Origin of the sequence: Hyunsoonleella aestuarii, from assembly GCF_006148925.1 — a bacterium.
Taxonomy (GTDB): Bacteria; Bacteroidota; Bacteroidia; order Flavobacteriales; family Flavobacteriaceae; genus Algibacter_D; species Algibacter_D aestuarii.
This window is the reverse complement of record NZ_VAWB01000002.1, coordinates 205,240-218,820: the sequence shown is the minus strand read 5'-3', so window position 1 is coordinate 218,820 and position 13,581 is coordinate 205,240. Positions and strand designations below refer to the sequence as shown.

General features: G+C 33.3%; 13 protein-coding genes and 1 other RNA gene. 7 read left to right on the top strand and 7 right to left on the bottom strand.

Going from position 1 to position 13,581, the window contains the following annotated elements; genetic code table 11:
* Positions 1–46: 46 nt before the first annotated feature.
* The 4 genes from rny to FEF17_RS10700 all read right to left on the bottom strand — a co-directional run bounded on the left by rny (position 47) and on the right by FEF17_RS10700 (position 2,441).
* Positions 47–1,621, bottom strand: a complete 1,575-nt coding sequence (gene rny, locus FEF17_RS10715) for a ribonuclease Y (RefSeq protein ID WP_139002393.1) — start codon at positions 1,619–1,621, stop codon at positions 47–49.
* A 56-nt stretch (positions 1,622–1,677) separates the two neighbouring features.
* Positions 1,678–1,786, bottom strand: a non-coding RNA gene (gene ssrS / locus FEF17_RS10710) — 6S RNA.
* A gap of 55 nt (positions 1,787–1,841) precedes the next feature.
* On the bottom strand, positions 1,842–2,135 hold the full coding sequence (locus FEF17_RS10705) for a cell division protein ZapA (RefSeq protein WP_139002392.1): 294 nt from the start codon (positions 2,133–2,135) through the stop codon (positions 1,842–1,844).
* Between the two features lie 15 nt (positions 2,136–2,150).
* Positions 2,151–2,441: a hypothetical protein gene (locus FEF17_RS10700; protein ID WP_139002391.1), complete on the bottom strand. Its 291-nt coding sequence runs from the start codon at positions 2,439–2,441 to the stop codon at positions 2,151–2,153.
* 176 nt (positions 2,442–2,617) lie between these two features.
* On the opposite strand from FEF17_RS10700, the gene FEF17_RS10695 reads away from it, so the two are divergent.
* Genes FEF17_RS10695 through FEF17_RS10685 form a run of 3 tightly spaced genes read left to right on the top strand, consistent with a single transcriptional unit; the run spans position 2,618 to position 7,973 of the window.
* A complete protein-coding gene (locus FEF17_RS10695) occupies positions 2,618–4,303 on the top strand; it encodes a M23 family metallopeptidase (RefSeq protein ID WP_139002390.1) in 1,686 nt (561 codons plus the stop codon).
* Positions 4,304–4,314: 11 nt separating this feature from the next.
* A complete protein-coding gene (locus FEF17_RS10690; RefSeq protein ID WP_139002389.1) occupies positions 4,315–6,777 on the top strand; it encodes a TonB-dependent receptor in 2,463 nt (820 codons plus the stop codon).
* A gap of 8 nt (positions 6,778–6,785) precedes the next feature.
* Complete coding sequence (locus tag FEF17_RS10685; protein WP_139002388.1) at positions 6,786–7,973, top strand: aspartyl protease family protein; 1,188 nt, start codon at positions 6,786–6,788, stop codon at positions 7,971–7,973.
* 47 nt (positions 7,974–8,020) lie between these two features.
* On the opposite strand, the gene FEF17_RS10680 is transcribed toward FEF17_RS10685, so the two are convergent.
* Positions 8,021–9,166, bottom strand: a complete 1,146-nt coding sequence (locus FEF17_RS10680; protein ID WP_139002387.1) for a cysteine desulfurase family protein — start codon at positions 9,164–9,166, stop codon at positions 8,021–8,023.
* Between the two features lie 97 nt (positions 9,167–9,263).
* Between FEF17_RS10680 and FEF17_RS10675 the strand changes: the two genes are divergently transcribed.
* Positions 9,264–10,163 (top strand): hypothetical protein, encoded by a 900-nt coding sequence (locus tag FEF17_RS10675; protein WP_139002386.1) that lies wholly within the window; start codon positions 9,264–9,266, stop codon positions 10,161–10,163.
* On the opposite strand, the gene FEF17_RS10670 is transcribed toward FEF17_RS10675, so the two are convergent.
* Both FEF17_RS10670 and FEF17_RS10665 read right to left on the bottom strand, forming a co-directional pair.
* Positions 10,160–10,723: a DUF8465 domain-containing protein gene (locus FEF17_RS10670; RefSeq protein WP_139002385.1), complete on the bottom strand. Its 564-nt coding sequence runs from the start codon at positions 10,721–10,723 to the stop codon at positions 10,160–10,162. The genes FEF17_RS10675 and FEF17_RS10670 overlap by 4 nt on opposite strands.
* A 6-nt stretch (positions 10,724–10,729) precedes the next feature.
* Positions 10,730–10,915 carry a hypothetical protein gene (locus FEF17_RS10665; protein ID WP_246046839.1) on the bottom strand — a complete coding sequence of 62 codons (186 nt, stop codon included), beginning with the start codon at positions 10,913–10,915 and terminating at the stop codon, positions 10,730–10,732.
* A gap of 170 nt (positions 10,916–11,085) precedes the next feature.
* On the opposite strand from FEF17_RS10665, the gene FEF17_RS10660 reads away from it, so the two are divergent.
* From FEF17_RS10660 to FEF17_RS10650, 3 genes are all read left to right on the top strand, one after another.
* Entirely contained in the window at positions 11,086–12,846 is a 1,761-nt protein-coding gene (locus FEF17_RS10660; RefSeq protein ID WP_139002384.1) for a DUF8693 domain-containing protein, read from the top strand.
* Positions 12,847–12,913: 67 nt separating this feature from the next.
* On the top strand, positions 12,914–13,207 hold the full coding sequence (locus FEF17_RS10655) for a DUF2752 domain-containing protein (RefSeq protein WP_139002383.1): 294 nt from the start codon (positions 12,914–12,916) through the stop codon (positions 13,205–13,207).
* A 7-nt stretch (positions 13,208–13,214) separates the two neighbouring features.
* Positions 13,215–13,550, top strand: a complete 336-nt coding sequence (locus tag FEF17_RS10650; protein ID WP_139002382.1) for a CCC motif membrane protein — start codon at positions 13,215–13,217, stop codon at positions 13,548–13,550.
* Positions 13,551–13,581 lie beyond the last annotated feature (31 nt).

The window sequence follows — 13,581 nt, the reverse complement described above, 5'->3', positions numbered from 1 at the left end:
AAATCCAGCAATAGCTGGATTTTTTATATAATGTGTTTCATACAATTTACTTTGCTATGTTAACTGCTCGTGTTTCGCGAATAACAGTTACCTTAACTTGTCCTGGATAAGTCATATCGGTTTGAACTTTTTGTGAAATATTGAATGACAAATCCGCCGCTTTTTGGTCATCCACTTTTTCACTTTCAACAATTACCCGAAGTTCTCTTCCTGCTTGGATAGCATAGGCCTTTTTAACACCTTGAAAACCAAAAGCAATATCCTCTAAATCTTTTAAGCGCTGGATATAACTGTCTAACACTTGACGCCTAGCTCCTGGGCGCGCACCAGATATGGCATCACAAACCTGAATAATAGGTGCTAATAAAGACTTCATTTCAATTTCATCATGGTGAGCTCCAATGGCATTGCAAACATCTGGCTTTTCACCATGTTTCTCAGCCCATTGCATACCAAGAATAGCATGAGGTGTTTCCATGTCTGCCTCAGCATCAGGCACTTTTCCTATATCGTGTAATAAACCAGCTCGCTTTGCCAATTTCGGATTTAACCCTAATTCGGCAGCCATAACACCACAAAGTTTTGCTACTTCCCGTGAGTGCTGTAATAGATTTTGACCATAAGATGAGCGGTATTTCATTCTACCAACTACTTTAATAAGTTCTGGGTGTAAATTATGGATTCCCAAATCTATAACCGTTCGCTTACCAACTTCTATGATCTCTTGGTCTATTTGCTTCTTAGTTTTCTTTACAATTTCCTCAATACGCGCTGGATGAATTCTACCATCGGTTACCAATTTATGTAATGATAGTCTAGCTATTTCCCGACGCACAGAATCGAAACAAGATAAAATAATAGCTTCTGGTGTGTCGTCAACAATAATTTCTACACCTGTAGCCGCCTCTAATGCTCTTATATTACGCCCTTCACGCCCAATGATACGACCTTTAACATCGTCTGATTCAATATTGAAAACAGACACACAGTTATCTACAGCCTCCTCAGTACCAATACGTTGAATTGTATTTATAATAACCTTCTTAGCATCTTGTTCCGCAGTAAGCTTCGCTTCTTCTAGAGAGCTCTGTATGTAAGCCATAGCATCATTCTTAGCTTCTCCTTTAAGTGATTCGATAAGTTGCGCTTTAGCATCTTCAGCAGAAAGACTCGAAATAACTTCAAGCTGCTGCACTTGACTTTTATGAAGTTTATCTAACTCAATCTGTTTCTTCTCTAAAATATCTTGACGATGATTATAGTCTTTAATTTTATTCTCAATTTCAGCATTTAACTTTTTGTTTTTGGCTAATTCATTAGAAATCTGAGATTCTTTATCGCGAGTTCGCTTTTCCGCTTCAGCCATCTTCTTATCCCGAGAAAAAATTACTTTTTCGTGTTCCGCCTTTAGCTCAATAAATTTTTCTTTAGCTTGAAGTATTTTATCTTTCTTTATTGCTTCTCCTTCATTCTTAGCTTCTTTTAATATTGCCGTTGCATTTCTCTTAGCATCCTTTATAAGCTTTGATGCGTTATTTCTCTCCAAAGACTTGGCAATAACAAAGCCAATTATAAGTCCTAGTAGTACTCCTCCGATAATTAATATAATAGGATTGTCCATTATGTTTAGTTAGTTTAATATATAAAAAAAGCCTACACCAGTATAAAGTTTTGTATAAACTCCTTAAAAACAAGTTTAGGGCTAACAAGCTGATCAAGGATCTGCGACTAAGGCAGCATGCTTTTACAACTTAAACTCACCCTTTTTAAAGAATTAACGTTGAGTTTATCAAAAAAAATAACCAATGTAGGCAGTAACTTTTAGTTTATTTTAAAGAACGTTAAGAGACTAATTGTGAATGCAACAAATCATTTAAAGCGTTTAACTTTTCTTCTAAATGGTCACTCACATGCTCTTTATCTATAGATTTCTGTTCTACTTGAGAAGCAAATTGTAAGGCACACATAGCCAATACATCTTGCTTATCGCGAACAGAATAACTTTGCTCAAATTGTTTAATCATCGCTTCAATGTTCTTAGCCGCTTTTCGCAATCCTTCTTCTTGACTTGACTCAATAGTTAAGGGGTACACCCTATTCGCTATGGACAGCTTTATTTTAAGCTTCTCTGACATTGAATTTAAATAACATTAATTTGAAAGCTGACCAATACAATGATCTATATCTCTTATTAATGCGTTTATTTTAAGCTTAGTTTCTCTTTTATTATCGTCACTACCAAGCATTGAATTAGCAACTTTTAAAGCTTCGTATTTTTCCTCCCAGGACGCAACTTGCAATTTCTGGGTTTTTATTTCTTGCTTCGAATTTTCAAGTTCTTCATTCAACTTTGAATTCGCAAGTTTTAAGAGCTCTAGTTTGTGTAATACTTTACTAATTTTGTTTTCTAAAGAATCTACAATATCTTCAATATTACTCATTTACTAAAATCAATACTTATCACACAAAGTTAACATACCTAGCTATAAATTACAATTGTTTTTTAATAAAATTTCGAATCTGTCGCTAATGATTGGTTATTAGTGCTATGGCTTGATTTTTGAGTTATACTTTGCAAATTCGAATCAAATTAATACTTTAGCTTTAATACTTATCTATGCGGTTTATCCATATTGTTTTCTTATTCTTATCGGCATTTGCAATTGCTCAAAATAACTACCCACAAGATTATTTTGCGAACCCATTGGATGTTCCCCTTATATTATCTGGTACCTTTGCTGAATTGCGATCTAATCATTTTCATTCTGGATTAGATATAAAAACACAACAGCGTGTTGGATTAAAAGTACTCGCTTCTGCAGACGGTTTTGTAAGCAGAATTAAAGTGTCTCATTATGGCTACGGGAAAGCGCTTTATATCACTCATCCAAATGGATATACTACGGTTTATGCGCATCTCCTAAAATTTGCTCCGGAAATAGAAGCTTATGTTAAAAAGCTCCAATATGAAAAAGAAAATTATGAAATTGAATTCTTTCCAAAAGCTGGAGATTTAAAAGTTTTAAAAAACAGTGTTGTTGCATATAGTGGGAATACTGGAGGCTCTGGAGGTCCTCATTTGCACTTTGAAATTCGCGATAAAGATGAACGACCTATTAACCCCATGTTGTTTGGAATTAATATTAAGGATACAACAAACCCAATCGTTAGAGCAATCTATGCTTATCCTTTAAATGACGAAGCTCATATCAATAATTCTAGAGCTAAACAAAAATTAAGATTGATTCCGTTGCAAAATGGTGACTACACTATTGAAAATATTGAGGCTTATGGGACCATTGGTTTCGGTATTGTAACGGATGATCGTCAAGATTTGGCTGCGAATAAGAACGGTGTTTACAACATTCAGACCTTTTTCAATGGAAACAAGTACTTTGAACTAGACTTTAAACGTTTTTCGTTTGATGAAACCAAACACATTAATAGGCTTATAGATTACGAACATTACCGCACAAAAAAACAACGGGTTCAGAAGTTATACAATGACAATAATCCGCTAAGTATAATTAAGACAGACCCTCATAATGGGCATTTACCTGTTGAAGATAGTACCTATTCGGTATTTAAGATTAAGGTGACCGATTTTAAAAACAATCAATCTTGGATTACTTTGAACATTAAAGGTTCAAAAAATGATTCATTAGAAATAGTAAAAGATAAAGTTACTCCCTATTTCATTAAGGCAAACCAAACAACCAACCTCAAAGAAAGCAATATTACTGTAGATATTTTTCAAAATACCTTTTATGATGATTTTTACTTAGATTTTAATGTAAGCAATGACACTTTAATTTTGCACAAGGATATCATTCCAACGAAGAAAAGTTTAAAAATAAGCTTCGATATAAGCAATTATTTAGATGCTGATAAAAGCAAATTATACATCGCGAAATTGGTAGGATATAAAAAATTTCCTTCATACACGAACACAAAGAGAGAAAAGAACACACTTACCACATTTACTAAAACATTAGGTACTTATGCCCTTGCTCTGGACACGATTAAACCAAAAATATACAGCCCCAATTTTAAAAATAGTAGTTGGTTAAGTAAGTATAGATATTTAAAGGTTAAAATAAACGACAAACTTTCAGGTATTTCAAACTACAGAGCAACCGTTAATGGCAAATGGATATTAATGGAGTATGATTATAAAACGAAAACTTTAACGCATGATTTCAATGATGGCGTTATTACAGATACCAAGAATAATTTAAAGCTAATTGTAACCGATAATGTTGGAAATAGTTCTACTTTTGAAACGCTTTTCTACAGAAAATAAATTTAAGTCTTTTGAATACTAAATATTTATTCATCTCTATTTTAACAGTACTGCTTACTTGGTTTTGTAGTGCTCAAACTGCAACGATTAAAGGGGTTATTTTAAATGAACAAAACCAAGCCGTTTCTGGGGTTAGTATTAAAGCGGGAGCGATTGGCACAGAAACTAATGAAAATGGCTTTTACCTATTGAAAGTTTCTGCAAACGATGATGTTCAAGTTGAATTTTCTCATATTACCTACAAAAGAATAGTTTTATTTTTTAATCTTAAAATTGGTGAGGAATATGAGTTTAATCCAGTAATGAAGACCTCAATTGAGCAGATCACCGAAGTAGTCATTTCTGGCAAACGACAAAAAGAAGTTGAAGGCATCACCACTTTAAAACCAGAAACTATAAGAAAAATACCTGGTGCAAATGCTGGTGTAGAAAACCTTTTACTAACGCTTCCTGGAGTAAGCAACAATAATGAACTAAGTACACAATATTCCGTTCGTGGTGGAAATTATGATGAGAATCTTGTTTATGTAAACGATATAGAAGTCTATAGACCTTTCTTAATTCGTTCTGGCCAACAAGAAGGCTTAAGTTTCGTGAATACCAATCTGGTGCAAAATGTAGACTTTTCATCTGGTGGATTTCAAGCAAAATATGGAGATAAACTTTCTTCGGTATTAGATATTACTTATAAGACACCTTACCAATTTGAAGTTAATGCAGATTTAAGCTTCTTAGGGGGTAGTTTATCTATTGAAAACTTAAGCAAAGATTCTAAATTTTCAAGCATAGTTGGTTTACGATACAGAGATAATGAGTTATTAGTAGATGCAAGAGAAACAGAAACCAATTATGACGCTGCATTCGCAGATGCTCAAGCTTTTTTAACTTATAAATTTACAGACAAATTTCATTTAAGTTTTTTAGGAAATGCTTCATTTAATAAATATGGTTATGAGCCCTTAACTAGGCAAACCAATTTTGGAACCTTATCAGATCCTATAGCGCTTTTAGTTTTTTATCAAGGTCAAGAAAAGGATCAATATCAGACCTTATTTGGAGCATTTAAAGGAACTTATTTTGTGAATGATAATCTGAACTTAAAACTTATTGCCTCCTCCTACCATACAACTGAAGAGGAGTATTTTGATATATTGGCACAGTACCGATTAGGTGAGGTGAACTCAAATATTGGCGATGAAAATCTAGGTGAAGTTGAATTTAGTGAAGGTATCGGAAGTCAGCTTAACCATGGTAGAAACGACTTAGACGCTCTAATAAGCACCATTGAACACAAAGGAGATTTTAGAATTAATGATGACCGTTTTGAATGGTCTGTTAAATATTCTAATGAAGATATTCGAGACCGTTTAATTGAATGGGAAGTTATTGATTCAGCTGGTTTTTCTATAAGGCCTCCTAGAATAATACCTGTTAACGAACAACCTTACGAACCTTTTAGTGGTCCAATTCAACCATTTCAGAACGTGAGATCGACTAATAATGTCAAGATTGATAGATTACAGGCTTATGCCCAATGGAGTAAGCGATCTACTTTAGGAATAAGCGATGTTTGGTATAATGCTGGTGTCCGTTTACACAATTGGTCTGTAAGTGGCGATGGTATATCAAATTCTAGTCAAACTGTATTTAGTCCAAGAGCTCAATTTGCAATAAAACCATACTGGCAAAAAGACATGTTATTTCGTGTTGCCGCTGGATTATACTATCAACCTCCATTCTATCGAGAATTAAGAGATTCAATGGGTGTTGTACAACCCAATGTAAAGGCTCAAAAATCGATTCATTTTGTTCTTGGTAATGATTACAGTTTTAAAATGTGGGATCGTCCTTTTAAACTTACAACCGAGGCTTATTATAAAAACTTAACGGATGTAAATCCTTATACACTTGAAAATGTTCGTATTAGGTACCGTGCAAGAAATAATGCCAAAGCTTATGCTTATGGATTAGATATGCGTTTAAACGGTGAGTTTGTTCCTGGTACAGAATCATGGTTTAGTTTTGGTTATTTAAAAACTGAAGAAAACATTGATAACCGCGGTTTTATTGCAAGACCTACTGACCAACGTTTAAAGTTCGCCGCTCTTTTTCAAGATTATGTCCCGAATATACCTAGTATGAAAATGTATTTAAACTTGGTTTACAATACGGGATTACCTGGAGGCTCGCCTAGCTATGCAGATCCTTATGTTTACCAAACACGTCTTCCAGATTACAAGCGTGCTGATGTTGGTTTTCAGTTTGTTATCGTCGATGAAAAAAAGCAATTTAATAGTGGTTGGAAAAAACCTTTTAAAGAGCTATCATTTGGTGTAGAGATTTTTAACTTATTCGATGTACAAAACTCTATTACAAACACTTGGGTCCGCGATGTATATAGTAAGCGTCAATTCGCTATACCTAACTATCTTACACCTAGAGTTTTCAATGTTCGAACTACAATGAAGTTTTAAAATTTGATATGAGTAAAGCAATATTAAAAATGTTCTTGTTTATTGTTTTAGCAAGTCAAACACATGCTCAAAAAACTAAATTTAAAAGCGGTACATCTTCACCTAGAAATTATTATTCAGAAATTAAGTATGAAGATGTAAATGGAAAAATTGTTATCCCTGTATCCATAAATAATAAAACTTACCGATTTTTATTTGATACTGGAGCTCCTAATGTCATTTCATCTGGAATTTTTGAAACGCTTAATATTGAAAAAAGCACAGAGATTACAGTATCTGACGCCAATAACAATAAGCAAAACATGAAGAATGCAATTATCCCAAGTTTAACCATTGGTGATGTTATATATAAAAACTCTCAAGCTCTAGTTTTCGATGATACCAATAATATAGTTTTCAATTGTTTTGAAATTGACGGCATAATCGGCACTAACTTATTGCGAAAATCTATTGTGAAAATTTTGCCCAAAGAGAATTTACTTGTTTTAACAAATGATCGTAAACGCATGAGTTTAAGTAAAGATGAAGCTATAGATATGGTGCTTAGAGGCGGACAAAGTAGTCCGTACATATCAATAGGACTTCAAGGAGAAAACAACGCGAAAGAATTTCTTCTTTTAGATACTGGAGCTAGCGGTTTCTATGATATGTGTAAAAAAAACTATAGTACATTAAAAGAACGAAATGTAACTCATGAGTTAGGGAACTCGATTGGTGCATCTAGCTTAGGCATGTTTGGCGCAACAAAAGAAAGCGTTCAATACCGAGTGCAAATTCCTACCATAAAAATTGTCAATCATGAATTTAAAAATGTTATAACTACTACAGGAAATGATGATAATTCTAGAATTGGTTCCGATATTCTGAAATACGGCGACATGACTCTAGATTTCAGAAATAAAAAATTTTACTTCAATCCATTTGAAAAGCAAAGTGATTTAGATGAAAAATTGTTTGGCTTCACTCCTACAATTGCTGAAAATAAACTAATTGTAGGCATGGTTTGGAATGAAGATTTAAAAGAGCACATGAGTTATGGTGATGAAATTTTAAAAGTAAATGATACCGACTTAGCATATTTAGATTTATGCCATTTACTAACAATGCCGTCACTTTTTAAAAATGAAAGCACAATAAATATCACTTTTAAAAACGAAAATGATGAAGTAAACACTATGACACTTCATAGAGAATGATTTTAACAGTCATTGATTTAGATATAAAGTCTTCTATAGCTTAAAGGTTAAGCTCCTACAAGTTCTTTTAAAACATCAACAACATAATCTACCTCTTCTTTGGTATTATAAATACTAAACGAAAAACGTATGGAAGGCTTTTCCAAATCATCTTCATTTAAAATTTCGGCTAGAACATGAGATCCAGCATTGCTTCCACTTTGGCACGCGCTACCTTTAGAACAGGCAATACCTTTAAGATCTAATTGAAATAGCAGCATTGCAGATTTATTAGCTTCCACTGGTATACAAACATTAACAAGCGTATAAGTGCTTTTTTCTAAATCGGCTGAATTCCCATTAAACTTTATGCCAGCAATATGTTTTGTAACTTCATTAATAAAGTACGTCTTAAGTTCTTTAATATAAGCTGTCTCGGTTTCTATGTTTAGATTTGAAAAATGAAAAGCTTGCTCAAGTGCTACTATATTATGAATGCTTTCTGTCCCAGCACGAAGTCCGCGTTCTTGTTCACCACCAATTATTAAAGGCTTTAGTCCAGAATTCTTTCTTATAAATGCAAATCCAACTCCTTTAGGGCCATGAAATTTATGCGCACTTGCCGCTAAAAAGTCAACTTGAATTTCATTCAAATCCAATGCATAATGTCCAACAGACTGTACAGCGTCGCTGTGAAATAAGGCTCCCTTTTCCTTACACAAATCGGCAACACGCTTAATATTTAAGATATTACCAATTTCATTATTAACGTGCATCAATGTCACCAAAGACTTTTTCTCTTTATTGAGTAAAGTTTCAAGATGGTCATAATCCACATTACCATTTGCATCTAAACACACAAAATCAACCTCAATATCATGCTCTAACTTTAGTTGCTCTATAGTATGGAGAACCGCATGATGTTCAATTTTTGAAGTAATAACACGCTGAACTTTTAAATCCCGAACCGCACTTCTTAGTACTAAATTATCAGCTTCCGTACCTCCAGAAGTAAACACAATTTCTGATGCTGATACATTAAGGTGTTTAGCAATATGCTTCCTTGACTTTTCTATTAATGCTTTTGATGATCGTCCGAAACTATGTGAAGATGAGGCATTTCCATAATTATTTTTAACAACATGCATCATCGCATCAATAACCTCCTCACGAAGTTGCGTTGTAGCTGCATTATCAAAATAAATCTGTTCCATCAAAGTATTATTGCAGCAAAAATACTTGAAATAAAATTATTAGCAATAAGACACGTTATAAATAACAATTCTATTATTTTTGCTTAAAATACTTGCAATGCGAAAGCCTTTAATTGTTTCATTCTTTATTAGTTTACTTCTATTTTTTTCTTGCAACGATGGCGATATTTTAACCGTTGAGTTCGATTTTGAAGACACCTTTAGTCAATGTGGTGACCTGGTATTTTACAAAACAAAAAGCGACCCTTCCGAGTCACTTTCTATTGTAGTTAATGATATTAACTTCGAAGATTTATTTGAACTAACAGCAGGTGAAACCCTTGAACTAACATCTAATTCAAACACTTTCAATTACCGCACGTATAGCAACGTATCTTTACCTTCAGATTTATTTTGTAGTGATGTTCCTTCTTCAGAAGTTAATATTACCCAAGATTTTGATAGTTCCAATAATCCTTCAATTTTTACAACGACATTAACCGAAGATGATAACGATGGCATTCCTGCAGAACTGGAAGATTTAAACGGCAATGGTGATTTAGAAGATGATGATACAGATGGTGATGGCATTCCTAATTATTTAGATCAGGATGACGATGGAGATAATGTATTTACGGTAACGGAAAACCCAGATTACACTGAAGCAGATGGACTTGCCAATGCGCAAGACACCGATGGCGACAATATTCCAGACTATTTAGATACCGACGACGACGATGATGGAGTTTTAACGCGGGATGAAGAAAGTGTAGACCAAGATCAAAACCCAACAAATGACATTAGAGACCCTAATATTGGACCCGATTACTTAAACAAAGATGTCTTTTTAACTGTACCTGCTGTTGCTTACAGGTTGCATACTATTCAACAAACTTATACCATAAGTTTGGTTATAACTGAGCTAGATTTAGAGATCTTGAGTCAAGATGTATTTGAATTTGGCGAATTACAAGATAGCTCGTTATCTGCTAGTCGCACTCTAACGCCAGCTTTTTAAGAATTAGGCTGGATATTTTGGAAAATATAAACTTCAGTCGCCCCTAATCCGTACTTTTTATAATCGGCGTCGTAAAATTTCACATTGTTATAACGCCCAAACAGGTAGTCGAGTTCCATTTTTAGGACACCCTCTCCAACACCGTGAATAAATACTATTTTTTGTATACGCTTTTTAATAGCGAAATCTAATTGTCTTCTTGCCGTATCTAATTGCAGTGTTAACATATCATGATTTGACATACCTCGAGAAGACTTTACCAAATGATGAATATGCAAATCCACCTCAATTGTTGGTAAGTATTTTTCTTTTGCTTTTCTTTTAACTTGCTTACGCTTCGGGATATCTTCCTTTTCAGCAATAAAACTTCGAAGCTCAACAACGTTGGATGAGATAGAATCAATAGACTCTTTTTTATCTGAAACTAACTCATCACTACTAAAATCAAGTAAAAAACCTTCATCCGTTTCAATAGTAATTCGATTTTTAGAGATATTTTTTATAACACCTGCTAAATCTTCATCTAAAACTAAAACAGTATCTCCTATTTTAAAATTCAAAATGGTTTAGTGTAAATCGTTATTATTCTGTTCATCATTTTTGCTTGGTATAGTTTTAGCAATGCGATATACTCCAATCATTAACACAATTATCCCACTAATTAAGATATATTGATTTTGATTAGCTCCAACCTTAGCATAAATAGCAATTACAGCACCAATCAATATGAGTATATAGTTTAGATATTTCAAAATAGTATTGAATTTATTTGCTACAAAATAAGTAAAATTTAAGGTTATATTGGAACTAATCACCATTAAAATCTTCAATGAACGGCCGTTAAAACGCAATTATATTCGACAAAATACATATTTAGATAAAAAATTATATATTTGCAACTGTAAATTGTGATCTCTCAACAATGCCTCATAGATTAATAGCTATTTTATTGCTTGCAGTAAATTTATCTTTCTCTCAACTTTCAGTTAGCAATGACAACTATGTCTTTGTAAGTGATCAGTATATATTTGTTGAAGACGATGTTAATTTGGAAGATTCTAATAGTAGAATCTTTCTTCGAGACGAAGGGCAACTTATTCAAGGCTCTGGAACAACTTCAAACTCTGGTTTAGGAGAATTAAGTGTGTATCAGGATGGAAATGTTGGTGCCCATGAATACAACTATTGGTGTTCTCCAATTGGCAGTAAGGATGATACCTCAACCAATAACCCTTTTGGAATTTCATTATTAAATGACATTATAGGTTTAACATCATCTATTCCTGCAACTTACAACACATCAACCTCATACAACGGCACCTCAAACCCTTTAAATATTGAACCCTACTGGATTTGGAAATACCCATCAGCTAATGGGTTATCGGGATGGGTACACGTGCGAAGTAATACAATCATAAATCCAGGAGAAGGATTTACAATGAAAGGAACCACTGGATCGAACAACATGCAGAACTATGATTTTAGAGGAAAACCGAACAACGGAACTATAAGTGTTAATGTTGAAAACGAACAGATAACATTAGTAGGAAATCCCTACCCTTCTGCCATAGATGCTGTTGCTTATATACATGACAACAATAACTCTAGTGTTATTGATGGCAGTCTATACTTTTGGGAGCAAGATTTAAGTGCTAATTCACATAGGTTAGATGAATATAGTGGTGGATACGCTAGTTATACTATTAGTAGTGACGGATTAGTTGAAACATATGTTCCTGCTACCTTTAGCACCTATGATAACCAAGGCAATATTAATGGAGAAGGAAACGGAAGTCCTAGCGGAAAACGACCTAGAAGATATATTCCTATTGGACAAGGTTTCATGGTTGCGGGTACTGCTTCAGGCACTGTTCAAGCTAAAAACATCCATAGAGTATTTGAAAAAGAAAGCAGTAGCAATAGTGAATTTTTTAAGAGTTCAAATTCAAAATTAACTACTATTCCAGAGTCTAATTTCTCTGTAGTTCCAGAAGATTACAAACGTTTTCGATTGAATATTGACTTCAATGGGTTATACACGAGACAATTAATGGAAACGTTTCACTACAGTGCAACTGAAGGTTTTGATTACGGGATAGAGTGTCCAATAAAGTCTGAATTCATCTTATCTACCGATGCTTATTTAAAGTCTGAAAGACACATCTATATAGCAGAAGCTCTGCCTTTTTCCGAAGATTTAACAATTCCTGTTGTAATTAAAGTAGCAAATAAAAGTATGATAAATATTAGTCTATTGGATATTCAAAATTTCTCTAACAGCCCAATATACCTTTACGACAATGAAGAAAATACATATACAGAGTTAACAAGACATCCTTTTCATATAAATTTAGAACCTGGGTTATACACTAATCGTTTTGAAATTAGGTTTAATAAGAACACCTTAAGTAGCCTTATAATTTCAGAGACTCGTAATCTTATTATTACTCAGAATAATCGATCTGCCACATTAAAAATTCTAAACCCAAATAATTTCGAAATTAAATCTATTGAAATATTTGACGTTTTAGGTAAGCGTGTTTTACGCAAGTCTAAAATACAATCTCGGTCAGAATATAGAATATCGACGAATAGCCTTAATGATGGTATATATATTACAAATGTTATTCTATCAAACAATCAATCTATTAATAAGAAAATAATAGTTACTAATAATTATTGAAGCAGTTTTTCCTTTTTAAGGAATTCGTTTCCTTTTATTATTTTAGCTTTATAATGTAAAATGCTATATGAAAGGACTTGAAGATTACATGCTGCCATGCCTAAATAAAAAATTATTTGGAGTTGAATGCATGGGCTGTGGTATACAAAGATCAGTTGCTCTTGTTTTTCGAGGAGAATTCATTGAAGCCTTCTACATGTATCCTGCAATATATACTTTAATACTATTTTTTTGCATTATAATTATAAATGCCATCAGAAAATTTAAGTTTGCTAATAAAATAATTATTATTTTGGCAATTGTAAATACAGTAATTATCATTTCAAGCTTTATCTTAAAAACCTTTATAATCAATAAATAATACTAACATGGAACAACAAAAATTACCTAATGCTACTATAGCTCTTGTACTCGGAATAATTTCATTTATAGCTTGCTGCTGCAGTGCAGGAATTGGCGGCTTGCTTTTCTCTGGAATAGCTTTGTTTTTGGTAAATAAAGACACTAAGCTTTACGCAGAAAACCCTGAATTATATAGCAACTTTGGTCAGTTAAAGACTGCTAAAACCATTGCAATTATAGGTTTAATTCTTGCTGTACTTTCGTTTATTCTTTCTGCATACCAAATTATGTCTGTTGGAGGTTGGGATGCCTATATGGATCAACAAAAGGATATTATGGAGCAATTAGGAATTGGAAGTTAAATATTGATAAATAGAAAAAAAGCGACCACTG